This window comes from Arthrobacter sp. Y3221160, assembly GCF_059092585.1.
This window is the reverse complement of the sequence record NZ_JBNHHU010000002.1, coordinates 606,555-632,057: the sequence shown is the minus strand read 5'-3', so window position 1 is coordinate 632,057 and position 25,503 is coordinate 606,555. Positions and strand designations below refer to the sequence as shown.

The 25,503-nt window shown below is 68.4% G+C and carries 27 protein-coding genes; 15 read left to right on the top strand and 12 right to left on the bottom strand.

Annotated elements, in window-relative coordinates; translation table 11 throughout:
• Nucleotides 1-27: 27 nt before the first annotated feature.
• Genes AC5RWG_RS15850 through AC5RWG_RS15840 form a run of 3 tightly spaced genes read right to left on the bottom strand, consistent with a single transcriptional unit; the run spans nucleotide 28 to nucleotide 2,262 of the window.
• Complete coding sequence (locus tag AC5RWG_RS15850; protein ID WP_494001678.1) at nucleotides 28-237, bottom strand: CDGSH iron-sulfur domain-containing protein; 210 nt, start codon at nucleotides 235-237, stop codon at nucleotides 28-30.
• The gene (locus AC5RWG_RS15845) at nucleotides 173-1,207 is read right to left on the bottom strand and encodes a glycosyltransferase family 2 protein (protein ID WP_494167337.1); all 1,035 of its coding nucleotides are present in this window, start codon (nucleotides 1,205-1,207) and stop codon (nucleotides 173-175) included. Before AC5RWG_RS15845 ends, AC5RWG_RS15850 begins: the two co-directional genes overlap by 65 nt.
• A complete protein-coding gene (locus AC5RWG_RS15840) occupies nucleotides 1,204-2,262 on the bottom strand; it encodes an iron-containing redox enzyme family protein (protein ID WP_494073433.1) in 1,059 nt (352 codons plus the stop codon). The genes AC5RWG_RS15845 and AC5RWG_RS15840 overlap by 4 nt, the downstream gene beginning before the upstream one ends.
• Before the next feature lie 215 nt (nucleotides 2,263-2,477).
• On the opposite strand from AC5RWG_RS15840, the gene AC5RWG_RS15835 reads away from it, so the two are divergent.
• The 3 genes from AC5RWG_RS15835 to AC5RWG_RS15825 all read left to right on the top strand — a co-directional run bounded on the left by AC5RWG_RS15835 (nucleotide 2,478) and on the right by AC5RWG_RS15825 (nucleotide 4,269).
• The gene (locus AC5RWG_RS15835; protein WP_494128552.1) at nucleotides 2,478-3,038 is read left to right on the top strand and encodes a type 1 glutamine amidotransferase domain-containing protein; all 561 of its coding nucleotides are present in this window, start codon (nucleotides 2,478-2,480) and stop codon (nucleotides 3,036-3,038) included.
• An 80-nt stretch (nucleotides 3,039-3,118) separates the two neighbouring features.
• On the top strand, nucleotides 3,119-3,679 hold the full coding sequence (locus tag AC5RWG_RS15830) for a GNAT family N-acetyltransferase (protein ID WP_494001674.1): 561 nt from the start codon (nucleotides 3,119-3,121) through the stop codon (nucleotides 3,677-3,679).
• A gap of 155 nt (nucleotides 3,680-3,834) precedes the next feature.
• Complete coding sequence (locus AC5RWG_RS15825) at nucleotides 3,835-4,269, top strand: Hsp20/alpha crystallin family protein (protein WP_494001673.1); 435 nt, start codon at nucleotides 3,835-3,837, stop codon at nucleotides 4,267-4,269.
• Nucleotides 4,270-4,376: 107 nt separating this feature from the next.
• On the opposite strand, the gene AC5RWG_RS15820 is transcribed toward AC5RWG_RS15825, so the two are convergent.
• The gene (locus AC5RWG_RS15820; RefSeq protein ID WP_494167336.1) at nucleotides 4,377-5,129 is read right to left on the bottom strand and encodes a SurA N-terminal domain-containing protein; all 753 of its coding nucleotides are present in this window, start codon (nucleotides 5,127-5,129) and stop codon (nucleotides 4,377-4,379) included.
• Nucleotides 5,130-5,289: 160 nt separating this feature from the next.
• Here AC5RWG_RS15820 and AC5RWG_RS15815 point away from each other — a divergent pair, with 160 nt between their 5' ends.
• From AC5RWG_RS15815 to AC5RWG_RS15800, 4 genes are all read left to right on the top strand, one after another.
• Nucleotides 5,290-5,733, top strand: a complete 444-nt coding sequence (locus AC5RWG_RS15815; protein ID WP_494167335.1) for a glutaredoxin domain-containing protein — start codon at nucleotides 5,290-5,292, stop codon at nucleotides 5,731-5,733.
• 389 nt (nucleotides 5,734-6,122) lie between these two features.
• Nucleotides 6,123-7,889 carry a DUF4389 domain-containing protein gene (locus AC5RWG_RS15810; RefSeq protein WP_494167334.1) on the top strand — a complete coding sequence of 589 codons (1,767 nt, stop codon included), beginning with the start codon at nucleotides 6,123-6,125 and terminating at the stop codon, nucleotides 7,887-7,889.
• Nucleotides 7,890-8,332: 443 nt separating this feature from the next.
• Complete coding sequence (locus AC5RWG_RS15805; protein WP_494167333.1) at nucleotides 8,333-9,772, top strand: glycosyltransferase family 2 protein; 1,440 nt, start codon at nucleotides 8,333-8,335, stop codon at nucleotides 9,770-9,772.
• Nucleotides 9,718-10,080 (top strand): hypothetical protein, encoded by a 363-nt coding sequence (locus AC5RWG_RS15800; RefSeq protein WP_494001668.1) that lies wholly within the window; start codon nucleotides 9,718-9,720, stop codon nucleotides 10,078-10,080. The genes AC5RWG_RS15805 and AC5RWG_RS15800 overlap by 55 nt, the downstream gene beginning before the upstream one ends.
• On the opposite strand, the gene AC5RWG_RS15795 is transcribed toward AC5RWG_RS15800, so the two are convergent.
• A complete protein-coding gene (locus tag AC5RWG_RS15795; RefSeq protein ID WP_494167332.1) occupies nucleotides 10,077-11,219 on the bottom strand; it encodes a copper resistance D family protein in 1,143 nt (380 codons plus the stop codon). The two genes, AC5RWG_RS15800 and AC5RWG_RS15795, sit on opposite strands and share 4 nt — an antisense overlap.
• A gap of 218 nt (nucleotides 11,220-11,437) precedes the next feature.
• Here AC5RWG_RS15795 and AC5RWG_RS15790 point away from each other — a divergent pair, with 218 nt between their 5' ends.
• The gene (locus tag AC5RWG_RS15790) at nucleotides 11,438-12,505 is read left to right on the top strand and encodes an enoyl-CoA hydratase/isomerase family protein (protein ID WP_494167331.1); all 1,068 of its coding nucleotides are present in this window, start codon (nucleotides 11,438-11,440) and stop codon (nucleotides 12,503-12,505) included.
• A 50-nt stretch (nucleotides 12,506-12,555) separates the two neighbouring features.
• Here AC5RWG_RS15790 and AC5RWG_RS15785 read toward each other — a convergent pair whose 3' ends face one another.
• The 4 genes from AC5RWG_RS15785 to AC5RWG_RS15770 all read right to left on the bottom strand — a co-directional run bounded on the left by AC5RWG_RS15785 (nucleotide 12,556) and on the right by AC5RWG_RS15770 (nucleotide 16,790).
• Nucleotides 12,556-13,359, bottom strand: a complete 804-nt coding sequence (locus AC5RWG_RS15785) for an ABC transporter permease (protein WP_494001665.1) — start codon at nucleotides 13,357-13,359, stop codon at nucleotides 12,556-12,558.
• A gap of 11 nt (nucleotides 13,360-13,370) precedes the next feature.
• Nucleotides 13,371-14,300: an ABC transporter permease gene (locus tag AC5RWG_RS15780; RefSeq protein ID WP_494167330.1), complete on the bottom strand. Its 930-nt coding sequence runs from the start codon at nucleotides 14,298-14,300 to the stop codon at nucleotides 13,371-13,373.
• Nucleotides 14,301-14,476: 176 nt separating this feature from the next.
• On the bottom strand, nucleotides 14,477-15,676 hold the full coding sequence (locus tag AC5RWG_RS15775) for an ABC transporter substrate-binding protein (protein WP_494001663.1): 1,200 nt from the start codon (nucleotides 15,674-15,676) through the stop codon (nucleotides 14,477-14,479).
• Nucleotides 15,677-15,722: 46 nt separating this feature from the next.
• Complete coding sequence (locus tag AC5RWG_RS15770) at nucleotides 15,723-16,790, bottom strand: ABC transporter ATP-binding protein (protein WP_494167329.1); 1,068 nt, start codon at nucleotides 16,788-16,790, stop codon at nucleotides 15,723-15,725.
• Between the two features lie 186 nt (nucleotides 16,791-16,976).
• Between AC5RWG_RS15770 and AC5RWG_RS15765 the strand changes: the two genes are divergently transcribed.
• Together AC5RWG_RS15765 and AC5RWG_RS15760 are read left to right on the top strand one after the other, a co-directional pair.
• Nucleotides 16,977-17,762, top strand: coding sequence for a winged helix-turn-helix domain-containing protein (locus AC5RWG_RS15765; RefSeq protein WP_494167328.1), 786 nt, complete (start codon nucleotides 16,977-16,979; stop codon nucleotides 17,760-17,762).
• On the top strand, nucleotides 17,759-18,565 hold the full coding sequence (locus AC5RWG_RS15760) for a cache domain-containing protein (protein WP_494167327.1): 807 nt from the start codon (nucleotides 17,759-17,761) through the stop codon (nucleotides 18,563-18,565). The genes AC5RWG_RS15765 and AC5RWG_RS15760 overlap by 4 nt, the downstream gene beginning before the upstream one ends.
• Before the next feature lie 75 nt (nucleotides 18,566-18,640).
• Here AC5RWG_RS15760 and AC5RWG_RS15755 read toward each other — a convergent pair whose 3' ends face one another.
• The 3 genes from AC5RWG_RS15755 to AC5RWG_RS15745 all read right to left on the bottom strand — a co-directional run bounded on the left by AC5RWG_RS15755 (nucleotide 18,641) and on the right by AC5RWG_RS15745 (nucleotide 21,284).
• The gene (locus AC5RWG_RS15755) at nucleotides 18,641-19,105 is read right to left on the bottom strand and encodes a hypothetical protein (RefSeq protein ID WP_494014589.1); all 465 of its coding nucleotides are present in this window, start codon (nucleotides 19,103-19,105) and stop codon (nucleotides 18,641-18,643) included.
• Nucleotides 19,102-20,703, bottom strand: coding sequence for an SDR family oxidoreductase (locus tag AC5RWG_RS15750; RefSeq protein ID WP_494167326.1), 1,602 nt, complete (start codon nucleotides 20,701-20,703; stop codon nucleotides 19,102-19,104). The genes AC5RWG_RS15755 and AC5RWG_RS15750 overlap by 4 nt, the downstream gene beginning before the upstream one ends.
• A 65-nt stretch (nucleotides 20,704-20,768) precedes the next feature.
• A complete protein-coding gene (locus AC5RWG_RS15745; protein ID WP_494014587.1) occupies nucleotides 20,769-21,284 on the bottom strand; it encodes a DUF6328 family protein in 516 nt (171 codons plus the stop codon).
• A gap of 188 nt (nucleotides 21,285-21,472) precedes the next feature.
• On the opposite strand from AC5RWG_RS15745, the gene AC5RWG_RS15740 reads away from it, so the two are divergent.
• The 5 genes from AC5RWG_RS15740 (at nucleotide 21,473) to AC5RWG_RS15720 (ending at nucleotide 25,391) form a co-directional block, all read left to right on the top strand.
• Nucleotides 21,473-22,294, top strand: a complete 822-nt coding sequence (locus tag AC5RWG_RS15740; protein WP_494073449.1) for a DUF4397 domain-containing protein — start codon at nucleotides 21,473-21,475, stop codon at nucleotides 22,292-22,294.
• Nucleotides 22,295-22,411: 117 nt separating this feature from the next.
• Nucleotides 22,412-23,107 (top strand): class F sortase, encoded by a 696-nt coding sequence (locus tag AC5RWG_RS15735; RefSeq protein ID WP_494167325.1) that lies wholly within the window; start codon nucleotides 22,412-22,414, stop codon nucleotides 23,105-23,107.
• A gap of 64 nt (nucleotides 23,108-23,171) precedes the next feature.
• Nucleotides 23,172-23,744, top strand: coding sequence for an RNA polymerase sigma factor (locus tag AC5RWG_RS15730; RefSeq protein ID WP_494001654.1), 573 nt, complete (start codon nucleotides 23,172-23,174; stop codon nucleotides 23,742-23,744).
• Nucleotides 23,731-24,519 carry an anti-sigma factor gene (locus tag AC5RWG_RS15725; RefSeq protein ID WP_494023485.1) on the top strand — a complete coding sequence of 263 codons (789 nt, stop codon included), beginning with the start codon at nucleotides 23,731-23,733 and terminating at the stop codon, nucleotides 24,517-24,519. The genes AC5RWG_RS15730 and AC5RWG_RS15725 overlap by 14 nt, the downstream gene beginning before the upstream one ends.
• Nucleotides 24,520-24,587: 68 nt before the next feature.
• On the top strand, nucleotides 24,588-25,391 hold the full coding sequence (locus tag AC5RWG_RS15720) for a TspO-related membrane protein (protein ID WP_494167324.1): 804 nt from the start codon (nucleotides 24,588-24,590) through the stop codon (nucleotides 25,389-25,391).
• Nucleotides 25,392-25,503 lie beyond the last annotated feature (112 nt).

Here is a 25,503-nt window from a genome sequence, read left to right as displayed (position 1 = left end):
ACCGCGTTACGGCGCCGCACGACCGCGCTACTGCGCGGCCTTCCGCCTCGCCGCGATCAGCTTGTGCGTTCCGTCGCAGTACGGTTTGATGCCCGACGCGCCGCAGCGGCACAGGGCGACCGTCTCCCGCGTACGGGGCACCGCCTCGCCGTCGCCGTCCACAAGGTCAAAGTCACCGCGCACCAGCAGCGGCCCGTCGGGGCAGACGACGATCTCGGTCGGTTCCTGGCTCGTCATACATTTCTCCTATCGAAGCGTTGAAGTGGCTGAACCGCCGCTGCAGTGATGCCGGGCTGCTGGCCGCGCTCCGCAGCCGTCGGCCGGAATACGGCACGCCGCCCGCCAAGCGCCAGCCCACGGCGAGCCATGAGGTCACGGCCCGCTCCAGCACCCACAGCGGTGCCCACAGCGCGGCCTGCGCGCCGAACACCCGGGCACCGCCGGCGCGCCGCCGCCCCGCTTCCGCAAGGACGACGGCGGCGGCCGCCCACACCCCGTAGCCCGCCGGCCGGCGCGCCTGCAGCAGCAGGAGCGGGACCAGCAGCAGCTCGACGGCAAGGCGCCCAGGCTGGGTTTGCGAATCGTAGGCCTGCCGAACCCGCTGGCCCACGAAGTGCCGGAACGTGGGCGGCAGCCGCCGGACGTAGATGCCGTCGGCCCGGACCTGGCGTCCGCCCGCGGTCTGGACCGTGCGGATCAGTTCCAGGTTCTCGAACAACACGTCGCCGCGGTAGCCGCCGGTCCTCAGCAGCAGCGAGCGGCGGACGCCGAGCGTGCCCGGGTAGTCGGACGCGAACGCTCGGTTCAGCAGAGACCGCGCGGTGTCCCAGCGGGCATGCCACGGCAACGGGTCGAAGTAGTTCTGCGGGCGCACCAGTTCGGCCTGCCCCAGCAATTCCGCGACGGCGGCAAGGCTCTCCGGGGTGTACCGCACATCGTCGTCGGCAATGATGACCCGGTCATGCCGCGCCTGCCGCAATCCGGTGAGCACCCCTTGGACTTTCCCGTTGGGCGTGGCCGGTCCGTCCGGGCGGAGATGCTGCACCCGCCGCTGCCAGAGCCGGTGATGCCGTTCGAACACGGGATCGTCGGATCCGTCCACCACGGTGATGTCCACCCAGGCAGGCAGCGACATGAGGTACGCAGTCAGCTCGGCGTCGCCGGCGCCGTCCTGCCATTTCAGCGGCAGGACATACTCGATGCTCACACCGATGCGCCGGCGGCGACCGGCGCCTCTTGGCCCGGATCGAGCGGCTGGCGCAGCGCCGACCTGCCGGCATTCCACGCGTCCAGCTGCCAACCGCCGGCGAGTCCGTCCAGATAGCAGGCGCTGCCGGCGCCGAAAAAGACGTCCGCGGCGAGCGTGGGGTCCTCGGCGATCAGCCCGCCGGCGAGATCCCGTCCGGCAATCTGTTCATGGACTGCGTCCGCTTCAACATGCTCGTCGAAGTACTCTGCCACCTCGCCGTCGAAGCCCAGCCGGCGGAAGCCGCGGGCGTATTTTCCGTTCGGGATGGAGGAAGTCATTTCGTAGATGGCCAGATGCCCGCAGATGGCTCCGCGCAGCCTCCGCTGGAGCCCGAACATGGACATGGCGTTGACCGACGCCAGCGTGATGGCCGGAACCGAGTCCACATATGCGCCGAAGGACGAATTAAGGCCCAGCCCCTGCATGGTGCGCGCGAACAGCTGCGAGTGCATCCGCCCCGGCTTTCCGCCGCCGTACTCGTCCGCCTGGATCTCCACCATCGCCGACTTCGCCCGCCCGTGCAGGCGCGGAATCGCCCAGGTATGCGGGTCGGCTTCTTTAAGCTGGTACACCGAGCGGAGCACCACAAATTCCTTCGCCTGCTCCAGCGTGGCCTCGCGCGCCATGAATCCGGAGACGCTCGGCCCGCCGTCGTCGGCTGCCATCTCGAACAGCCGGTCCGCCACGGCCTGCGCCGTCAGCCGCTCCGGCACCGCCACGGACACCGACTCCCGCAGCCTCGCTTCCAGGTCTTGCTCAATCTTCGCGCGGACCTGCAGCAGCGGCAGATTCCACTCCCACCGGTCGTTCACCCCGTCCAACCCGCCGTAGTGCAGTTCGTACAGGCAGAACAGTGCCAGCTGCAGATCGTCGTCGAACAGGATGCCCGCCGTTGCGGCCAATGCCTGCTCTGTTGCGTCCTGCACCTGCGGCAGGGCGTCCGGAACGTCGTTGCGCTGCAGCGCGGCCAGCAGTGTTTCACTGACAGGACCCCGGGGATGTGGAAGCTTCACGGCGTCTCCTTATGTAGCTCGCGCATGGCGTTATGTACCGCGCTCGGCGGCGATCTGTTGATCTCAAGTGCATCCCGGCGGCCGCGGGACGTCAAGGCCCCGCCCGGCCGCTGACCCGCAGCGCGCAGCAGGAACGTCCCCCGCCGCTTGGCTTCACTTCCCAGCAGTGGCAAGGTGGGAAGAGTCCGAACATCCCCGTAGGAAGGACGGAAGACATGCCCGAAATCGCCGGCAAAAAGGTCCTGGTAGCGGTGAGTAACCGCGGCGTCGAACAGGACGAACTGAAAATCCCGGTCGAAAAACTGCGCGCGGCCGGGGTCGACGTCACGATCGCGGCACCCGAAGCCGGCGACGTGGAAACCCTGGTCGGGGACTGGGACCGGGGCGAAAAAATTCCGGTGGACAAGTCTTTGCCGGATGTTTCCGACGGCGACTACGACCTGCTGGTCCTGCCCGGCGGGACCCTGAACGCGGACCAGCTGCGGCTGGACCCGGACGCCCAGGGCATCGTGCGGTCCTTCTCCGAATCCGGCCGGCCGATCGCCGCGATCTGCCACGGACCGTGGCTCCTGGTCGAAACCGGGCGCACCCGCGGCAAAACCCTCACCTCCTACGTCTCGCTCAAGGCGGACATCATGAATTCCGGCGGCCACTGGGACGACGAACCCGTGGTGATCGACCGCGAGCACGGCTGGACCCTGGTCACGTCCCGCAACCCGGGCGATCTGGACCAGTTCGTGGCCGCCGTCATGGACGTCCTGGCCGAAACCACTTGAGCCCGGACGTTACGCCCGTGCAGCCCCCTTCCGCGCCGCCCGTGCCGGCCCCGCAGAAGGGAACCGGCCCCATCGCAGACATGGATGCACGCCTGCCCTTGGCTTGGCCGGAGGTCACGCCGGCGCAGGGCAGCGTGGTGCTGCGCCAATTCCGCAGCGACGACGCCCATCTGGCGTTGGAGTTGGCCCGGGATCCGTACATCCCGCTGATCAGTTCCATCCCTTCGCCGTGCCGGGAGGACGACGCGGTGGAGTGGATCCTGCGCCAGAACGGCCGGTTCACCTCCGGCGCCGGGTACTCCTTCGCGGTGGCGGACGCGGAGTCGGATAGGGCAGTGGGCCAGATCGGACTGTGGCTGACCTACCTGCCGGAAGGCCGATCGACCGCGGGCTACCTGATGGGCCCGGCATACCGGGGGCAGGGCCGGGCGGCGGATGCGCTCGCGGCGCTCGCGGCCTTCGCCTGGACCATCCCGGAACTGCACCGGCTGGAGCTTTACATCGAGCCCTGGAACAACGCCTCGATCCGGACCGCCGAATCCGCAGGTTTCAGCCGCGAGGGCCTGCTGCGCAGCTACCAAACCATCGGCGGCGTGCGCCGGGACATGCTGCTCTATGCCGCGATCCGCCCGCAGGCCTAACCCATTCCCGTATATACCGGGCAGCTATACCATGTTGCCGTGCCGAACGCACCGGGTGCGTTATGCCAGAACCTGCACCTGCGAAAACTGAAGGGTATGACGGGCCGGCGGCGCCTGGCCGCCAGCCTGCCGTTTCTGTCACAGGAGTGTGAGCCATGAGCGATTTGTTGAGGTGGCCGCCGTTCGAGCGCCGCTCGCCCTTCGAATTGGCGGAGCCGTTCCGCCGCTTTTTCGAGGGTGAACAGGAAAAATCCATGATTCGGGTGGAGGAGGAAATCAAAGACAACGTCCTGACCATCCGCGCCGAACTGCCGGGCATCGACCCGGAGAAGGACGCCGAGATCTCCGTCTCCGAGGGACAGTTGCATATTCACGCCGAGCGCCACGAGCGGAAGGAGCAGAAGGAGAAGGGCAGCTACCGCTCGGAGTTCCGCTACGGATCCTTCTCCCGCAGCGTGCCGCTGCCCCAGGGCGTCAAAGACGAGGACATCACCGCCACCTACCGGGACGGGGTGCTCGAGATCAAGGCCCCTGTTCCCCAGGTGGAGGCGGAAACGCCCCGACAGAAGATACAGGTCAGGCGCGGGTAGGGCGCCGGTTGCGTCAGCCGCCCGGAAACTACGTCAGCCGCCCCACAACTACGACGACGGTGCCCGCTAAGTCGGGCACCGTCGTCGTAGTTTCGAGAGAGGGGGAATCAGAGGTGGATCTTGACGTCCGCCTTCTCACGCAGGTCCGTGACCAGGGCCTGGGTGGCTTCGGTTTCCTTCTGCGCCTGAATCTGCTGCTCCAGGTTCGGGCGCATTTCCTTCATCGAGGGGACCTCGGCCTTCTGGCCGGTCTGTTCGCCCATCTGCTCCTGCTGCTTCTTGGCCTGCTCGTAGGCGGCCTTCAGCTCGTCCTCGGTGGGCTTGGCGTTGCCGGCCTCCTCGGCAATCAGTTTGTCCATCCGGACCTGGGTTTCCATCTCGGCATTGACCTCGTCCTCGGTCATGCCCTGTTCCTTGATGGCGGCCATGAGCTCGTCCACGGTCTTGAACTGGTTGGCCTTCGCCATCTCCTCCAGTGAGGCCTGCACGTCCTTGTCGGACGCCTTGATCCCGCGGTGGTCCGCTTCCTGGATCAGCAGCTGCGTGCCGACCATGGCCTCGGCCGTCTGCTTCTTCAGCGCGTCCTGGTCCAATTCCTGCCCCGTCATTTGGGACTGCATGGCCATCTGCTGGAACTGCCCTTCGTACGCGGCGGTGAACTTGTCCTTCGGGATCTCCGTCCCGTTGACCACGGCCACCACGTCCGGGATGCCTTCAAGATCCGGCTCCGGCAGCTGGGCCTGCCCTTCCGCACCCGCGCCGGCTTCCGCGGAGGCCGCCGGGCTCGAACCGCTCTCGTCCGCCGGCGACCCGCCACAGGCGGTGAGGACGGCGATGGAGCCGGCAACGGCCAGGCTCAATAACCACTTCTTAGTCACTCTGTTCTCCCATCTCGGTGCATAAGTCAGCGACAGTACCGGCCCACCATGTGTGTTGCCGTGGCGAAAGCTGGGAGAAACCTAGGCGAAAGCGGAGGGAGGGCGACGGTGGCCTGCGAAACGGCGCGCGTACGCTGTGTCCATGAAACGCTACGAGCGATGGTTCCCCGCAGCAGCTTTGGCCGGGCTGGGCGTGGCTGCCCTGGTCTACAAGGGGCAGGACGGCGATTGGCTGCCCGCCATCATCTTCGCCACGCTGCTGCTGGCCGGCGCGTGGGCGGTCAGTCCCTTCTTCGGCAGCCGGCGTGCCGCCCCGTGGACCGCGTTGCGGGACCAAAGCGACGATCCTGGCCGGGTGGTCATCTTCTGGCGGCCCGGCTGCATCTACTGCCTGCGGCTCCGGGCGACCCTTGGCCGCAACGGCCAGGCCGCCCACTGGGTCAACATCTGGCAGGACCCGGAAGGCGCGGCGTTCGTCCGGCAGCACAACGACGGAAACGAAACCGTTCCCACGGTATTGCTGGGCGGAGAGGTCCTGACCAACCCTGAGCCCAGCCTTGTCGGCCGGGCCTTAGCCGGCAGGTGAGCGTAGACCCTATCGCCGGTCGGAGCGGCTGAGTACCATGGTGCCTGCAGCCACACGCGCCGAGCGCGGTCGGGCAATTGACGGACTGGGGCTGCCTGAAGTGCGTCGGCGTCCAAGCGGGCCTCGTTCCTGTTGGGTACAGCGAGCGCCGGGCGCCGGAGGCGCACTGTGACGGGGAAGCGCACCCAGGGGGAGGTGGCACCATGCGGGTTTCGAATGCCTCTGCCGGTCCCCTCGACGCGGCGTTGGAGACCGCTGGGCGGATTGCTGACGCGCTGACGCAACAAAACCCGATAGCCGGGCGCCGGTCCGGCTGCCCGCATCCTGCCAACCCAGCCGTAGGCGCTTAGTCCGGGCACGGTTCCGGCACGCGCTGCGAAAGGACCGTCATGACCGCCCAACCTGTCCCGCCTCCCGCGCCGGGTCCGGCGCCGCCAGCCGCCCGGATGAAGCCGGGACACTGGGTGCTGCTGATCCTCGGCGTGCTGCTGACCGTCGCCGGGCTGGCCTTGACCATCAGCGCCGCCGTCATTCTGGGTGCCAGCGCCGTGCAGGGCGACGGCCGCTACCTGACCGGGCCGACGGAGCAGTACCAGAGCACGGGGTATGCACTGGTCGGCCCTTCCGTGGTCGTCGACCCCGGGGCAGCGGGAATGCCCAATATTCCGGCGGTCGGAGACCTGGCCAGTTTTCAGGTGCGCGTCACCCCCGTGGTTCCGGACCAAGAGGTGTTCGTGGGCATCGCCGAGGCCTCCGACGCGGCGGCCTACCTGGAGGGCGTTTCCTACACCTCGCTGGGTGACGCCTCCCGGTTTGACGACGGAGACCGGCCGGGGCGCTCGCCGTGGCTCGATGACGACGACGAGGTGACCTCGGAAGGGGACCGCGTGCCGGCTCCGCCCGGGGAGCAGGACTTCTGGACGGAATCGACCTCCGGCAGCGGCCCGCAGCAAGTTGCCTGGGACCTGCAGCCCGGCCGGTGGTCGCTCGTCGTGATGAACGCGGACGCCTCCCGCCCGGTGTGGGTGGAGGTGCAGGCAGGGGCACGATCCGATGTGCTGGGACCGGCCGGGAACGGCCTGCTGATCGCCGGGCTGGTCTGCCTGGTCATCGGCATTCCCCTCCTGTTGCTCGGTTCCGCGGGCCTGGGCCGCGACATCGATCCGGATCGTTCCCGTCCGGGCCAGCGCCCGGACGGCATGGATCAGTACCGCCGCCCGGGCCAGGGCCCGGGAGCCGCGCCGGCCGCGAGCGCCGGGTGGGGACGGTCGACGCAGACATACCCGGTGCTGGTGACCGGCTTCCTGGATGACCGGCTCTCGCGCTGGCTCTGGCTCGTCAAGTGGTTGTTGGCGATTCCGCATTACATCGTCTTGGCCGTGCTGTGGTTTGCCGTGCTGGTGGCCACGATCGCGGCCGGGATCGTGATCCTGTTCACCGGGCGTTATCCGAGGTCCTGGTTCTGGTTCAACGTCGGTGTGCTGCGCTGGTCCTGGCGCGTGGGTTTCTACGGGTACTCCGCGCTGGGCACGGACCGGTATCCGCCGTTCACCTTGGCCGCCGCGGACTACCCGGCCAACCTGGACGTGGCGTACCCGCAGCGCCTCTCGCACTGGCTCGTGCTGGTGAAATGGTGGCTGCTGGCCATCCCGCACCTGCTCATCGTCGGCATCTTCACCAGCGGCACCGGTGCCGCCTGGGACCGCGGCTGGGGCAGGGGCTGGGGCGAGGACGCCTATGCGTCCCCGGCAACGTGGGGCCCCTCGCTGCTGGGCTTGCTCGTGCTGATCACCGCTGTGATCCTGCTCTTCAGCAGCCGTTACCGGCAGGAGCTGTTCGACCTGATCATCGGCATCAACCGCTGGGCCTACCGGGTGGCGGCCTACGTCTTGCTGATGCGCGACGAGTACCCGCCCTTCCGCCTGGACCAGGGGCCCGTCGACCCGTCTGCCACGGCCGCAGCGCAGGGGCCCGTCGATCCCTCGGCTCCGGCCGCAGCGCAAGGGCCCGTCTACCCGGGGACCGCACCTCAGGGGCCAGGGCCCGCCAACCCGCAGGCGCCGACAGCCCGGCCGCAAGAACCCGGGACACCCGGAACACCGCCCCCGGGCAACGGGGGACCGGAGCCGTGGACCCGCCCGCCAGGAACGACCTAAGCCAAGAGACTGCTCCTGGCAGCCTTCACCCGCGTTCCTTCTGGCCACGCAGCGGACCCAGCTAGGGTGTGTCTCCGCATTAGGCGAAGCCAGGTAAGGACGAGATTGCTCGCCGATGATTCCGTGCGGCGCCGCTCAGCCGTGTCGACCGTCGCACGCTCCGTCGGGCGCTCCCCGTAGAATCCGATCGGAGAGGGAGGGACAGTTGTGCTGGAACTGACGACGCCCGCATCGTCGAAAAGCATGGGGAGTGTCAACCAGATCCAAATGGGCTCGCGCACTGCCGGTCATCGACGGTTGCGGCTTGGGGGTGCTCCGACGTGTTCAAGCCGCCACCACGGGTCACATAACAACTTGAGCAAACGCAGCGGATAACCCTGCAGGCCCCAAACCGGTACCCGCTAGTCTTCAGCTGAGACGTTCATTCCAGCAGGAGCGGGTGTATGGAGCGGGGGCGGTTTAAACGGGGAGTCGGCGCGGTCATTGGGGTGACTGCCGCGGGCGCGGCGACGGGGCTTTGGTCCGCCGTTGCCGCAAACGATCGGGAAGCGCCCGCTTCCCCCTCCGAAGGCGTTATTTTCGGGCTTTGGAGCTTCCTCTACGACACGCAGGCTCCTCCCGCGCGGGTGATTCTGGCGGCCGCTGCCCTGGCGCTTCTGCTTGTGACCGGCATAGCGCTGCTCGAGCGGCTCGTGTCGACCAGATCGCGCCGCTCCATCGACCACCGGGCAACTCCCCTGGCTCCGAGGCTGGTGATGGCCGCAACCCGCGGTGTCTACGCAGGCCCAGTCACGGTGACCGTGTTGATTCCGGCCCACAATGAGGAGGCTTCCCTCCCCGAAACCATCGCTTCCCTGCTGGCCCAGTCGCACAAGCCGGAACGAGTCATCGTTGTCGCCGATAACTGCAACGACTCCACCGTCCGACTTGCCGCCGAAGCCGGGGTCGAAGTCTTCGAAACAGTGGACAACACGCAAAAGAAGGCCGGAGCGCTGAACCAGGCGCTCAAGATGCTGCTGCCGGGACAAGGCGACAACGACGTCGTCATGGTGATGGACGCCGACACGAGACTCGATGACGGCTTTCTGGCGGCCGCGGTCCAACGCTTCACAGACGACCGCGCGCTGATGGCTGTAGGCGGGTTGTTTAACGGGGAGGAAGGGCACGGGCTGCTTGGCCAGTTCCAACGCAACGAGTACATCCGTTATGCCCGTGAGATGCGCCGCCGCCGCGGCCGGGTGTTCGTGCTCACCGGCACCGCCTCCCTCTTTCGTCCCGCTGCGCTGCGCGCGGCGGCACTGCAGCGCGGACGGTCGATTCCAGGGAAGCCAGGTGACGTCTATGACACGGCGTCACTGACGGAAGACAACGAACTAACCATCGCGCTGAAGTCTCTCGGCGCCCTAACGATCTCCCCGGCGCAGTGCACGGTCGTCACCGAACTGATGCCCACCTGGCGCACCTTGTGGGCGCAGCGCCTGCGCTGGCAGCGCGGTGCCCTGGAGAACATCGGCGCCTACGGCGTTACCCCACAGACGCTTCGTTACTGGGCCCAGCAACTGGGCATCGGCTACGGCGTCATTGCCCTGGGCTCCTACCTGCTGCTCATCGCGCTGATGGTGCTCTCACTTGATGATTGGATCTTGTTCCCATTCTGGCTCGGGATGGGTGCCCTGTTCGCCGTGGAACGGACGGCCACGGTGTGGAAGGGCGGCTGGCGGGCACGCCTGCTAGCACTCACGCTGTTGCCCGAACTGTTCTTCGACATGTTTATAAACATCGTCTACGTCAAAGGAATCATCGACATATCCCTGGGCCGGAAGGCCACATGGAAGCACGTCACGCGCCGCGGCCCGGCAGCAGCAAGGGCGGCCCGGTCATGACCGGCGCCTACTTCATACTGCCCGCCGGAATCCTGCTTCCCGAACCGATCCTGCACTCCGAACTGTTTGCGGTCCTAGCGGCCTTCGTTGCCATAAACACCGTCATGTATGCCGCGCTGGCCGTGACCAAGATTCTACCCAAGGTCTACCCCGCCGACTGGATGCGCAGAACCAACCAGCGCTCCGAGACGCGCAGCATCCACCCTGACACGCGCCGGGGGCACGCTCGTTCCGGCGGACGCCGAGCTGACGGAATGGCTGTCCCTGCCCCGCCCGTCGTGGACATGCCACGCCGCGGAACCAGCTAGGGCAGAGGTGTCCGGGCCAGCGCTATCGCCAGGCCGTAGGCCGCCGCCATCACCATGAGCTCGGCGGCGGCCAGCCGGAGGAACGGCCGCAGCGGCGCGGGTCCGGCCGACAGCCCGGGATCCGCCATGGCCGGGAGGCCGACGGGAGCACGTTCCCGGGCAGCAAAGGCGCGCAGCGTCGTGCGGCGATGCAGCCAGCCGCACACAATCAACAGCGCGAACGCCGCCGCCTTGCCCAACACCAGGAACCCGTAGCCGGAGACCAACGCGGCCGGGGCCTGAACCTGGAGCACGGCATTGACCAGGCCGCTGGCAGCCACCGCCGTGGCGCAGGCCAGCGCCAGCGTGCTGTAGCGCCGCACGGTCCGCAGGAAGTCGTCAGGTGCCCGCAGCGCCAGGTACGCCACGCCCGCCAACCCGCCCGCCCAGAGGCCAGCGGCGGATACATGAAGGCCCAGGCTGGCAACCGCCAGGAAGTGTTCGTCGTGGCTGGAGGCGTGGCCTGCCAGCGGAGGCATGGCGAGGGCTGCCACCAGAAGGATCAGGGCCAGTCCCGCGCCGGTCGCCGTGCGCGAGAACCGCGCGGTCGCCGCCGCCACGACCGTCAGTACCATCTGGAAGAGCAGGACCCGGCCGGGCCTGACCTCCAAGACCACCCGCATCTGCTCCGCGGGGTCCAGTTGGGTGACGGGCACGCCGAGCAGTTCGCTCCCGGTAAACCACAAGCGGACCAACACGGCGGGCACAGCGGCGGCTCCTAGCGCGGCCGCCACGACGGTCAGCCTTCGGCCGGCAGCCGACAGCTCTTGGCTTCCCGCGGGGAGGGCAAGCAGCGCCGCGCAGGCGAAGCCGACAGCCAGGACCATACCGACGGTGGCCAGCAGCGCGGCCGCCGGAAGCCCCCAAGCGGTCGCTGCTCCCGCCGAGGGCAGACCCGGCAGGGGCGGCGCCACCGCGCCTCCCGCGGCGAGTCCCAGGACCATCAGGCCGGCCCCCAGCAGCAGGCAGCAACCCGCAACAGCCCAGACCGGCAGCCGGCGCAGTGGTGGCGGTCCTGGAGGCCCGGATGCTGGCTGCGTGCCCGGTTCCGGAGCTCCGGACGGCGGCTGCGTGCCCGGTTCCGCGTCGGGATGGGTCATTTGTGCAGGATAGGGCGCGTACCTCCCGGCGTCGAGAGGCCGAACATCCACAGCCGCCTATCAACTGATGCCGCCTCCGGCCGGTCGCCGCCCCCAGCCGGTCGCCGCCCCCCAGCCGGTCGCCGCCCCCCAGCCGGTTCCCGCCTCAGCCGGTTGCCGCCGCCAGAGGCACCGACGCCCGCTGACGCGGCGGCCGCCGCCGGGTAGGCTGTCCAGTGATGAATACCAACGAGATACTGCTGCAGCGCAACGGCCGCCTGGGCCACATCGTCCTGAACCGCCCGAAGGCCATCAACGCCCTCAACGACTCGATGATCACGTCGATCACGGCGGCCCTCCGCGAGTGGGCCGAGGACGACGCCGTCGAGACCGTCCTGATTTCCGGCGCCGGGGAACGGGGACTGTGCGCCGGAGGTGACATCGTGGCCATCTACCGGCACATGAAGGACGGCGGCGACCAGCTCTTCTGGGAAGACGAGTACCGGATGAACTCGCTGATCTCCCGCTACCCGAAGCCGATCGTCGCGTTCATGGACGGCGTGGTGCTCGGCGGCGGCGTCGGAGTGTCGGCACACGCCTCCTACCGGGTAGTGACCGAGCGGACCAAGATCGGCATGCCGGAGACCCGGATCGGGTTCATTCCCGACGTCGGGGGCTGTTTCCTTTACTCGCGGGCACCGGGGGAGCTCGGCACCCACCTCGCGCTGACCGCGGGCACCGGGACCGGAGCCGACGCCATCGTGATGGGCCTGGCCGACTACTTCGTGGACAGCGCGGAGCTCCCGGCCCTGGCGGCCGCGCTCGCCGAAGCCCCGGCCATCGAAGCCATGGCGGCCTTTTCCCACACGGACATCCCGGCGTCGGACCTGGAAAAGGAACGCCACTGGATCGACGAGTGCTACGCCTACGACGACGCGGAGCAGATCCTCGCCGCCCTGCGGACCTCGCCGGTCCCGGCCGCGCGCGCCGCCGCCGAGGAGATTGCCCTGAAATCGCCCACGGCCGTGAAGCTCACGCTCGAGGCCCTCCGCCGGGCGGCCAAGATGGACACGTTGGAGGAGGTGCTCGACCAGGATTACCGCCTGGGCATCCGGCTGGTCGCCGCCCCGGACTTCGCCGAGGGCGTCCGCGCCCAGGTGATCGACAAGGACCGCAATCCGCGCTGGAACCCGGCCACGCTCGCGGAGGTGGACCGCGCCGCCGTCGAGTCCTACTTCGCGGACCTCGGCGAGGACGAACTGGGCCTGGCCGCATCCGTGGCGGCACAACCCGCCGCGGGCAGCTAGACGAACGGCGCGGGCCCCGGAAACCGGGAACCCGCGCCGTCGAGCCTTTACTACTTCTTGTCGTCTCCGGTCATCCGCTGGCTCAGGTAGACCGGGATCATCGACACGATGATCAGCACGGCAGCGATCACGTTAACCACCGGCGCCTGGTTGGGCCGGGCCATGTTGTTGAAGATCCAGATGGGCAGGGTCTCGGTTCCGGGCGGGGCCGTGAAGGTGGTCACCACGATCTCGTCGAAGCTCAACGCGAAGGCCAGGAGGCCGCCGGCTACGAACGCCGAGCGGAAACCCGGGAACGTGACCTGGAAGAAGGTCTTGACCACGTTGGCGCCCATGTCCATGGCGGCCTCTTCCAGGCCCTTGTTCATCCGGCCCAGCCTGGCCTGCACGTTGTTGAACACCATCACGATGCAGAACGTCGCGTGGCCCACGATCACCGAGAACAGCCCGAGGCCGATGCCCAGCGGCTCCAGCACCGTCTTGAACGTGTTGTTCAGCGCCACGCCGGTGACAATGCCCGGCAGCGCGATGGGCAGCACCACCAGCAGGTTGACCGTATTCTTCCCGAAGAAGTCGTACCGGGAGAGCGCGAACGCGATCATGCTGCCCAGCAGCAGCGCAATTATGGTGGCTACCGTGGCCACACGCAGCGAGGTCCAGAGCGCCTCCCGCACGCCCTCGTTGCGGAAGGCGGCCTCCCACCAGCGGGTGGTGAATTCGGTGATGGGAAACGCGCCGGAGGTGGTGGCGTTGAAGGAGTTGACGATCACCAGTAGCAGCGGCAGGTAGATGGCGGCCATCACCAGCCCGGCGAACAGGCGCAGGGTGACCTTGGCGGAAGAGGAGAGTCTCATCGGTGAAGTTCCTAAAGCTGCTTGAGGGCGCCGGACTTGCGGGCCAGGAAGAGGTACAGGACAACCACCAGGATGGGCACAGTGCCGAACGCGGCGGCCAACGGCGGATTGAGGTTGATGTTGGAGGCGATCACCGTGCCGATCACCTGCGTTTTCCCGCCGACGAACTGCGCCGCGATGTAGTCGCCCAGGCTCAGCGAGAAGGTGAAGATGGACCCGGCAATGAACGCCGGCTTCAACAGCGGGACTGCCACCGTGCGCACTGTGGACCAAGCCTTCGCGCCCAAATCGGAGGAAGCGTCGAACAGGTTGTCCGGGATCTGGCGGAAGGCCGAGTACACCGGCACCGCCATGTACGGGAACCACAGGTAAGCCAGCGTGACCACCAGCGCCGCGGTGCCGTAGCCCGGCCCGGTCATGCCCAGCGGGGCCAGCAGCCAGTCCAGCGGGCCGCCGCTGGAGAACGTGATGCGCCAGGAGAACACCTTCACCAGGTAGCCGGCCCACAGCGGCAGCGTGATGCCGATGGCCAGAACCGCGCGCATCCGCGGCGAGGCGACCTTGGCCATGTACAGTCCCAGCGGCAGCGCCAACGCGGTGCACAGCACGGTCACGGCCAGCGCGATGCCGATGGTCCGCAGCGCGGTGAACTGATAGGCCGGCACTGTCAGGATCTCCACGAAGTTCTCCACGGTGAACGCGGGGATCACCTTGGAGGTGAAGGAGTCGGTGGTCCAGAAAGCGGTGATGAACAACAGGATCAGCGATCCGATGTACAGCACGCCCAGCCAGGCCAGCGGCAGGGTCAGGAGCGCGGTCAGCCGCAGTTTGGGCCGGGCGTAGAGCAGTCGGGAGATCCGGTCGCCCAGTCCGCTGCGCTCGCTGCCCGGCGCCGAGGCGCTGCGGGCTGCGGCCTCCGGTTCAATCGTTGGTGCTGTCATGGTGGTTTCGGCGGGCCTGCCCGCCGTTCCTCCTTCAGATGCGGTGCTGATCAGGATGCGTGTGCACGGCCGGCGGGGACACCGCCGTCGTGTTGGGGAATGCCTCCACAGCAGGGGCACGACGGCGGTGCTCACCGCGCGCGCCCCTGCCATGGGGAGGGTGCTGGAGGGAGGGACTAGCCCTTGACCTCGGTCCAAGCCTTGGTCCACTCCTGGTAGTTGGTGCACGTGGCGTCGGTGCGGCCGTCAATGCACTGCTCCACCGGGGTGGTCCACATCCACACCTGCTTGTAGTACTCCTCGTCCGTGGCGTGGTAGGTGGCGCAGTGCTCCTCGTTCTCCTTGGAGCCTTCGCACGCCAGTGCGTTGGCCGGAGCCATGCCAAAGTTCTGGGCCATCTTGGCGTTCACCTCGGCGGAGGAGGCCCAGTCCATCCACTGGTAGGCGCAATTGGGGTTCTTGGACTGCGCGGAGAGCATCCACGTGTCGGACCAGCCGGTGGCGCCTTCCTTCGGCAGCACGGACTCAACCTTTCCGCCGTCGGCCTGGGCGATGTTCACGATGACCTGCCAGCCGGTGCCCAGGGACGCGGTCCCGGAGGAGATGGAGGAGACCGCCTTGAGCGCGTCGTTCCAGTACTCGCCGGCGATGCCGTTCTGGGTCTTGAGCAGTTCCACCGCTGCGGCCAGCTGCTCCTTATCCAGCGCGTAGGGATTGGTGATCCCCAGGTCCGGCTGGGTGGCCATCAGGTAGAGGGCCGCGTCGGCGATGAAGATGGGCGAATCGTAGGCCATGATCTCGCCGGCGTACTCGCTGTTCGGGTCCCAGGTGGCTTCCCACGAGTCAGGGGCTTCGGGCACCGCCTCGGTGTTGTACATCAGGACGTTGGCGCCGCGGCCGATGGGAACGCCGTAGGTCTTGCCGTTGAGCGTGTCGTAGATCTGGCCCTTCAGGCCGTCCACGATGTGGCCGAAGTTCGGGATCAGGTCGGTGTTGATCGGGGCCACGTCGCCGCCGGCAATGAGGCGCAGCGAGGCATCGCCGGAGGCCGAGACCAGGTCGTACTCGCCGGTGCGCATCAGCTGGACCATCTCGTCGCTGGTGGCGCCGACCTTGCGGTTGACCTTGCACTGGGTCTCTTTTTCGAACTCGGTGACCCAGTCGGCGTCGGGGTTGGTGGAGCCGTCCTCGACGAAGCCGGCCCAGGCGATGATGTTGACTTCGCCCTCGGACTCGCCCACCTCGGTGGCGGCCGGGATGTCAGGGACCTGGATGCCGCCGCCGGCGGACGAGGCGGGAGCGGAGCCCCCGCAGCCGGCCAGGACCAGCGAAAGCGAGGCGAGTGCCGCCAGCGGCAGTGCCTTGGTGATCTTCATGGAGTACCTTTCCTTCAGGGTGCGTAGTGAGGTAGTTGGTGCGGGACTAGACGGTGTAGTTGAAGCGGGAAGACCACTGCAGCCGGACCCGGTCGCCGCGCTGGGCGCCGGAGGCGCGGGCATCGTTCGGCTCCTGGACAATCAGGGTCTGCCCGACGGCGGTGCGCGCCACGTAGCGGGTGGAGGGGCCGGTGTAAATGACCTCCTCGATCACCGCTTCCACGGTGGACAGCCCGGCTGCTTCCGCCGGCTCGTCCAGGCGGCGGATGTGGATGCGCTCCGGCCGGATGCTCAGCAGGGCGTCGGAGCCGGTGAGCTGTTTGGCCAAGGCGCCCTCCACCAGGTTGGTGTTGCCCAGGAAGGAGGCGACGAACCGGCTGCCGGGGCGCTCGTACAGGTCCTCGGGCGTGCCCACCTGCTCCACCACGCCTTCGTTGAAGACGGCGACCCGGTCCGAGAGCGTGAGCGCTTCTTCCTGGTCGTGGGTCACGAAGACGAACGTGATGCCCACCTCGCGCTGGATTTGCTTCAGCTCCACCTGCATCTGTTCGCGCAGCTGCTTGTCCAGCGCGCCGAGGGGCTCGTCCAGCAGCAGCACCTGCGGGCGCAGGACCAGTGCCCGGGCCAGGGCAACACGCTGGCGCTGACCTCCGGAGAGCTGCGAGGGCAGCCGGTCGGCCACCCGGGGCAGGCGGATCATCTCCAGCGCCTCGGTCACCAGCCTGCGGCGCTCGCTCCGGGGCGTCTTGCGCAGCTTGAGCCCGTACTCCACGTTCTGCGCCACGCTCAGGTGCGGAAAGAGCGCGTAGTCCTGGAACACGGTGTTGACGTCGCGCTCGAACGGCGCCTTGCGGGTGACGTCGCGACCGGCCAGATCGATGCGGCCGGAGGTGGGGAGTTCGAAGCCGGCGATCATTCGCAGCACGGTGGTCTTTCCGGAGCCGGAGGGGCCCAGCAAGGAGAAGAACTCGCCCTGGCGGATGTCCAGGTCCAAACCTTTGACGGCGGTGAAGTCGCCGAAGGTCTTCGCGACCTGCTGCAGGGAGATGGCAGGCGTGGCGGAGTCCCCCGTGCTGTCCGGCGCGGTGGTTGCGGAGGTGGCTGTGGCTTGCACGGCTGGGTCCTTTCAAGAGGGCTGATGTGGCGTGGACTACATCGTCTTGCGTTAACATATGAAACCAGAGGTTAAATGTAAAGCGGGTCACATCGTGTAGATTTCTTGTTACGGGCCCGTTCCGGCCGCAGGACGCTCCGCCGCGTCCTGCCGTCGTGCGGGCGGTCCGTCTGGAAGGATCGACGCATGCCCAAGGATTCACCGCCACGCCAGCGCTTGCTCGCCGCGGTCTTCGCCCCGCTGGGCGAGGGCGGCAAGGCGCAGCGCGTGGAGGACCGGATCCTGGAAGGGATTGCCGCGGGTGTGCTGGCCGACGGCGACCGGCTGCCCAGCGAGGCCGAGCTGGCTTCCTCCATGGGCGTGGCTACGGTGACGGCCCGGGAAGCCTTGGTGGGCCTCCGGTCCCGCGGGCTGGTGGCCACCCGGCGGGGCCGCGACGGAGGCACCTTCGTCACCGTCCCCGCCGGACGGCGTGCGGAACTGGTCCGCGACCGCCTGGGCCGGATGAGCCGGGTGGAGCTGCGCGACCTGGCTATCCATTACCGTGCCATTGCGGCGACCGCCGCCGAGCTGGCGGCGGATTTTGCCGATCCCGACGATGCCGAAATGCTGCGCCAGATCCTGCATGCTCCCCGGTCAACAGGCACCGGCGGAGCCGTCGTCGGCGATTTCCTGCTGGAGTTGGCAGCCTTGAGCCAGTCGGCGCGGCTGACGCGTGAATTCGTCCGGCTCTATAAGGACTTTGGTCCGTTGGTGTCGGTGTTGCACGAGGACGCAGAGTTCGACGCCACGATGGTGCAGATGTGCGACCGCATTGCCGATGCGGTTGCCGCAGCCGATGCCGCCACGGCGCGCACAACAGTGACCGAACAAATCCAGACCGGATTGGCGGCGCTGATCGACGAACACGCCCGGCTGACCGACCGGCCCGCCGGCCCGACCCGCGCTACCGCCCAAAGGAGGACGGGATGAACTCCATGGCCCAACCGGTATCAGCACGTGCGGCGGATCCGCTCGCCGAGGTCACCGGATTCTTCGAAGACATCCTGGCCGAAGTGAACGCGTGGGTGCCCGCCTTGGCCGGGTTGTTTGAGGATCCGGCCCGGCCGCCGGGCGGCAAGCAGGTGACCGCGACCATGCAGCCGCTGGTCGCTGAGCTGGTGGGGAGGGAGGAAAGGCCCGTGGTCGGCGCCGGCTTTGTGGCCGCCGCCCACGCGATGGCCGACGCTTCCTGGCACATGGCGTGGTGGCAGGGCGAGAGCATGGAGCGGCTGGTCTTGCCCGCCCTGGCATCGGCCTCCGACGCCTACATGCGGCGTGAGTGGTTCACTCGGCCGATGGAGACCGGCCTGCCGCATGTCACCGGACCCTACGTGGACTTCCTCTGCACCGACGAATACACCATGACCATGACGGTCCCGGTAGCAGCGGGAGAGCGGCGCGTCGGCGTGGCGGGCGCCGACGTCTTTGTCGCGTCGTTGGAACCGCTGCTGTTGCCGGCGCTGAAGAGTCTGCACCCGGCGGCGGCCCTGGTCAATCGTGCCGGCCGGGTGGTGGTTTCCGCCGACGCCCAGCTGGCCGCGGGGACGCTGCTGGCGCCGGGCGCCGTCCCGGCGACCGGTCCGGCGACAGGGAGGGTCGGCGATCCGGGAAGCCAAGCCGCTCCGGCCCGTCCCCGGACGGTGCCGCCCCGCGGCGACCGGTACAACGATGTGGAATTGGTCGTGCTGGACTGCGGCCGGCTGCCGCTGGCGGTTGTGTACCCGCAGGCCTAACGGCCAGACCGGCGGCGCACGTCGTGGCTTGAAGGCTGTCCCCTGGAAACCGGTCCGAGATCGTGCCGGCCGCGATCAGGTGCCGGCGTCCCGCTGGCCCGGGGCGTTTGCCTCGTGGTTTCGGAGCCCGTGGGTGCGCCGGTCCTCTTTCATGGCGGCTTCGAACAGGTGCTTGCGGCCGCCGGCAAGCGTTTCACGTGCCTGCCGCTCCAGCTCCTTGAAGGGGCCGTAGTAGATCTCGTCGTACTCGTCGATGATCTGGAACGTCCAATGTCCCTCGATGACGTTGCGGCCCACGATCTCCCGGTCGACGCGCTCGGCCAGTTGCCGGTGTCCGGCCTTGCGCAGCAGCTCCACCGCCTCGCCCAGCGCCAAGTCGGCCGTACCGGTGAGCCGGTGAAAGCCGTACAGCAGGCCGCGGGCGTGTTCCACCGCTTCCAGCGCCTCCGAGATCTTGCCCAGGGCCTCAAGGGTGGCGTCGTCGAGGCCCTCGGGGCGCCGGTACTTTTCGGCGGGCACGTCGTCAGGTCGCTTTGTCATGGTGCACTCTTTCCGGTTGTCGCGTCACCGGCAGCCCCGAGTCCGGCGGCCCCCAGCCCGGCAGCGTTGCGTCCGGCGGCCGAGTCCGCGGCGGTCGCCTCGCCCCCCGCCCCGAGCGCGGATGCCCGGCGGATGATGTTGCGGGCCATGGAGGGGAAGATCAGCCCGTGGAACGGGAGCACCAGCCACCAGTAGAGCTTGCCGGAGAGCCCGGTGGGGAAGTAGATGGCGCGCTGCCGGTAGACGCTGCCGCCGTCCGCGGGGACCACCGACAGTTCCAGCCAGGCCTGGCCCGGCACCTTCATCTCGGCGTGCAGCCGCAGCAGCCGGCGCTCGGGCGCGTCCTCGATGGCCTCCACCCGCCACCAGTCAACGGCGTCGCCCACGCTAAGCCGGTCGGCATGCCGTCGGCCGCGGTTGAGCCCGGCGCCGCCCACCAGTTTGTCCAGCACGCCCCGGATGGCCCAGGCCGCGGGCCACGAGTACCAGCCGCTGTCCCCGCCGATTGCTTGGATCACCCGCCAGACGTCCTCGGCGGCGACGGCGGAGCCGCGTTCCCGCGCGTCCACGAAGACGGTGCGGCCCGCCCATTCAGGGTCGCTGGGCAGCGGGTCCGACGGCGGGCTGTTGGAGGCGTTGGTCCAGCTGGTTTCCACCTCGCCGCTGGCCATCTTGCCCAGCGCCAGCTGCACAGCGCGGCGGTACCCGGTCAGTCCGCCCTCGGGCGGCGGGATGTAGCGGTCGATGTCGTGTTCCGCGGAGACGGCGTCGTGCTGGAGGGACTGCACCAACGGCACGGCCATGGCGTGCGGGATCGGGGTCGTCAGCGCCACCCACCAGCCGGCCAGCGCGGGAGCCGGAATCGGCAGGGCATAAATCAGCCGCCGCGCCAGCCCGGCCTCGCGCGCGTACCCGTACATCAGTCCCGCGTAGGTGATCCGTTCCCGCGAGCCGATGTCGAAGGTGCGGTTCAGCCCGGCCGGCAGCTCCGGCGCCCGTTCCAGGTAGTGCAGCACATCGCTGATGGCTATCGGCTCCACGGTGCGCCGCACCCAGCTGGGTGCCGGCATGACCGGCAGGTTTTCGGCCAGATGCCTGATCATCTCGAAGGAGGCGGAACCGGAGCCGATCACGACGCCGGCCTGGAAGACCGCCGCCGGCACCTCGCCGTCCAGCAGCGCCCGGCCCACGGCGGCCCGCGAACGCATGTGGCGGGACAGCTCGACGTTCTCCGGATGCAGCCCGCCCAGATAGACGATCCGTTGCGCCCCGGCCGCGGCCGCAGCGGCCGCGACCGTGTGCGCTATCGCCAGTTCGCGCCCTTCGAAGTCGGTCCCGGAGGCCATGGAGTGCACCAGGTAGAACACCGTCTGCACGCCGGCGCAGGCCAGCTTGGCGTCGTCGGCGTCGGCGAGGTCGCCGGCAACAACGTCCACGTCGTCGTGCCACGGAACGGCCTCGAGCTTGCCCGGTGAGCGGACCAGGACGCGCACGGCGTAGCCGCGGGCCAGCAGCCGCGGAACCAGCCGCCCGCCAATGTAGCCGGTGGCGCCGGTGACCAGCACCAGCTGCGGCGTCGGTTCCGGTGGAGTGGCCATGACGCCATGCTTCCACCCGCGCCGGGCCCTGTCACGGGGTCAAGGGCCCGGAAAGCGCCGGACGGTCAGTCCCTGGAGCGGGGCTCTGCGCCGCTCAGCCCGCGCCGCAGCAGGTACGGCAGGATCCACAGCAGGAAGAACATCGCCACCAGCACGCCGCCGCCCACCGCCAGGGCAGGGACGTCGCCGGCGATCACGTCCACGATGAACGCCACACAACCGGTGGCCAGCAGCCCGATCCCCAGCACTGCGACCCTCACGATCCGGTGCCCGTGCGCCACGGTCGCGTCTTTGAGGTGCAGCCCGAACAGCTGGCGGTGGATCGCCACCGGCGTGAGGATCACGCCGGTCATGAGCGCCGCAAGCACCAGCAGCGCGATGTACAGGCTCACCTGGTACGGGGCCAGATCGCTGAAGCGGCTCTGGAACGGAAGCGTCATCAGGAACGCGGTGATGATCTGCGCGCCGGTCTGCATCACCCGCAGCTCCTGCAGCAGCTCGTTCCAATTCCGGTCCAGCTTCTCCTCGAAGGTCTCGGTCCGGCCCTTTGAATGTTCGTTAACGCGGTCTTCCGTAGCCATAGGAAAAACTTAGCGTCTCCGGCGGCTCTCCACTCAACCGGGATGTACGACGGCGGGGCGCATCCCGAGGGGAGAGACGCCGCCAAAAAAAATTTTCATGAAAGTGCATCCAAATACCCCGCCCGGACAGTAGTAGGGGTGTAAGCACCGATCAGCCCGGAGCACCCGGGCCGTTGAAGGAGAACAAAATGCGCAAGAGCATCGTTACGGTTTCAGCCCTGGGGCTTCTGGCACTCGGCGCGGCAAGTCCCGCCCAGGCGGCCGAACAGGAAGCCCAGCTCTCGGTCCTGCACGGCGTCCCCGATTTGACCGTGGACGTGTGGGTGAACGGCGAACGGACGCTGGATGACTTCGCTCCCGGCGACCTGGCCGGTCCGCTGGCACTGCCTGCGGGCGAGTACTCGCTGGCCATCACCGCCTCGGACGCCGAGAACGCCGACAGCCCCGCCATCGGCCCGGTGGATGTCCAACTGGAAGGCGGCGGTAACTACACCGCCGTGGCCAACCTGGACGCCGAGGGCAATCCCACCGCCAACCTTTTCACCAACGACGTCTCGGCCATTGAGGCCGGCAAGGGCAAGCTGACCGTGCGCCACACGGCCGCCGCCCCCGCCGTCGACGTGCTGGCCGGAGGATCCCCGGTGATCCAGGGCCTGTCCAACCCGGACGAGCAAACCCTCACCCTCGACCCGGGCACCATCTCCGCTGCGGTGGCCGCGGCGGGCACCACCGAACCGGTGATCGGGCCGGCCGACGTGCCGGTGGCGGAGGGCACCCACACGATTGTCTACGCCTGGGGCAGCCTGAATGACGGCAACCTGGCCCTTGCGGTGCAGAACATCGAAGGACTGCATTCCGCGCCGGGCGCCGTGCCGGGCGGCATGTCGGGCGCGGCCGCAGAGGCCGGCCCGGACTACACCATCGCCGCGGTTGCCGGCGGAGCAGTGCTGCTGCTCCTCGGCACCGGCGCAGTCGCCCGTCGCAAGCAAGCGGTTCGCACCACCGACTAACTGCGACGGGTCCGAAAAGAAGCCGGCGGCGCCAGCCCGGGGCGCCGCCGGCTTCCATCGCTTTAGCACCGGCAACCATCGCTTCGGCACCTGCAACCACCCCTCGAGGAAAGAATCATGACAACCGTACCGACGACGACGATGGGCACCCGCGCAGGGCTCCTGTGCTGCGGCGTCTTGATCGCCGCTACCGGCTGCGCCGCACCGATGCAGCCCGCCGCGGGCCGGCAACTGGTTCCGGCGGCCTCCCCGGCAGCTGTTGGAAACCCCGCAGGGCCGGGTGAAACCGCGGTCCCGGCGGTCGACAAGATCCCCGACCCTGCCGACATTCCGGTGCGGCTGGCCGCACCACTGACCGCCGCCAATCAGGAGACGCCGCCCACCCGGCTGGTCGTGGCCGGCACGTCAATCGATGTGAGCGTCGTCGACGTCGGCGTCACAACGGGTAACGCCATGGAGATCCCCGAGTCGGTGGAGCAGGCGGGTTGGTACCGCTACGGTGCCGCGCCGGGCGACCGGACGGGGACCGCGGTCATAGCGGCCCACGTTGACACCTTGGCGGGCCTGGCTCCCTTCTCCGAACTGAGGCAGCTGGAGCAGGGCACCCGCATCACGGTGGAACGGGCTGCCGCCGGTCCCGTGACCTACCGCGTTACCGAGGTGGCGCTGATGGACAAGGACGATTTCGACGGAAACGGCATCTTCCGCCGCGATGGACAACCGCTGCTCAAGCTGGTCACCTGCGGTGGCCAATGGCTGGACGCGCGAGAGGATTACAGCCACAATGTGGTTGTCACGGCAGTTCCCGACTGACTTTTCCGGTCCCGCAACAACTGTTCGCGTGGCGTTTCCTCCGACCAACCGGAAGGACGCAGGCTTGGTACCTCATCCTTTCGAAGCGTGGGACACGAACATCGACGCAGCCTTCGCGGCGGGTGAGGAGGCTGCCATCGCCGATGCCTACCGGCACCTGGCCCCGCTCGTCCACACGCTGGCCTCCAGGGCCCTGCAAGACAAGTCTGCGGCGGACGATATCACCCAGGAAGTATTCATCCGGGCGTGGCGATCGCGGGAAGGATTCGATCCCGCGCTCGGCCGGTTGCCCGCATGGATCGTGGGGATCACCCGCCGCGCCATCGCCGACGCGTATTCTTCCGCCGCCCGCGAGCAGCACAAACTGCGGGCCGTTTCGGCGGTCATGCCCGACCCCGAATTCGCCCGGGACTCCCAGTCGCCGGAGGTCCTCGCAGACCGCCTGCTGCTGGACGATGAGCTGGAACGGCTGGGCGAACCCAAGGGCTCCATCATGCGCCTGGCGTTCTACGAGGATCTGACCCACGAGCAGATTTCCCACCGGCTGGACCTTCCCGTTGGTACCGTCAAGAGCCATATTCATCGCAGTTTGCACCACCTGAGGAGCCGATTGGAGGTCGACCATGCAGCATCTTGAACCGGAACTGATCAGCCTGCTGGCGCTGGACGACGCCGTCGGCAACCAATCGGACAGGGACCATCTGCGCCGCTGCAGCCAGTGCGCGGAGGAGTACCAAGCGCTGCGGCGGGCGGTGGAGACGGTGAGGGCCAACCCCGAACCAACCCTGGAGCCGCCCGGCCCGGCGGTGTGGGAAACCATTCACCGGGAACTCGCGCTTTCCCCTGAACTGGCCGCGGACCCATTGCAGGGTCGTACGGAAACAGCGCCGGCCGGGCGCCGGCCGGCCCGGACCGCCTCATCCCGGGGGGTATCTGCCAAGCCCAAGGCTGCCCGGCGCCTCCCCGCCGGGCCTCCGTCCTCCCGGCGCGTGTCCTCCCGGCACCTGCCCGCCTGGCTGGCCGCGGCGGCCGCGGTGGCGATCGTCGCCGCCATCGGCATCTCCTGGGGCGTCACCCGCAACGCCGCCACGCTGGCGCAGGCGCAGTTGGAACCGCTGGAGACATACGCGGCCACCGGAACGGCCCGGGTAGTGGAAGCCAACGGCACCAGGGAACTCGAGATCAGGCTGAGCGAGAACGAGGCGCAGGGATACCAGGAGGTGTGGTTGATAGCACCGGATTTGTCCGCCCTGGTCAGCCTCGGTGTGATGGACTCGGACACCGGCAGGTTCGCCATCCCGGACGGACTGGACCTGTCGAAGTTCCCCATCGTCGACGTTTCGGACGAACCGCTGGACGGAAACCCCGAGCACTCCAGCGTCAGCATAGTCCGCGGCACCCTCGACACCTAGCCGTCCCTCCGGTAACGACAGGAAGGTCCCGCAGCGCACCCGAACATCCGTCGACAGCCGGAGGAACCATGCAGCAGAAAACGGAGACGAGGACCGGGCGGGCCGTGCCGATCCTGGTGTTGGCCAGTTCCCTGGCGGCCATCGTTGCCGCCTTTTGGGGCAGCGGGGCGCTTATGGGAACGCCGATCCAGGAGGCGGCAGGGGGTTGGCTGAATGAGGACTCGACGCCGCTGGCCCCGGCCTCGGCCGCCTTCCGCATCTGGTCGCTCATTTACCTGGGCCTGCTGGCCTACGCGGTGTGGCAACTGTTGCCGGCCCAGCGGCAGTCGGAACGACACGCGGCCCTGCGTCCCTGGGCGGTGGCGGCCATGCTCCTGAACGCTGCCTGGATCTGGGTGGTGCAGGCCGGCCTGTTGGTGTTCAGCCTCACGGTGATCGTTGTCCTGCTGGCGGTGCTGGCGCGCATCCTCGTGCTGCTGGTCTGGTCGACGTCCGGCGCGTGGCTGGACACCCTGATCACCGACGGCACCTTCGGGTTGTATCTGGGCTGGGTCACCGTGGCCACGGTCGCCAACACCTCCGCCGTCCTCGCCGCGTCCGGGCTGGACGGCCTGGGGCTGCCGGTCACCTTGCTGTCCTCCATCGTGCTTGCCGTCGCGGCGGCGGTGGGCGTCGGAACCGCCCTGTACAGCCGCGGCCGGCTCGCGCCTGCGCTGGCCACCGCCTGGGGCCTGGCCTGGATTGCCGTCGGGCGTCTGGACGGGGGGTTGGTGGACGAAGGCACCGCGATTGCGGCCGGCATCTGCGCCGCGGCGGTGCTGCTCTCCGCCGTCGTCATCCGGTTCATTGCCAGGGGAGCCCCGGGAGATTAGTAAGGGTGCTGAATTTCGCCCTTGGCTGACGGACGCGCCGCCGACGGGACGAAACCGCCGGCCATGGCTAGGTTGGGAATAGCAGCACGCCGACAAGCGGCAGCACCTACAC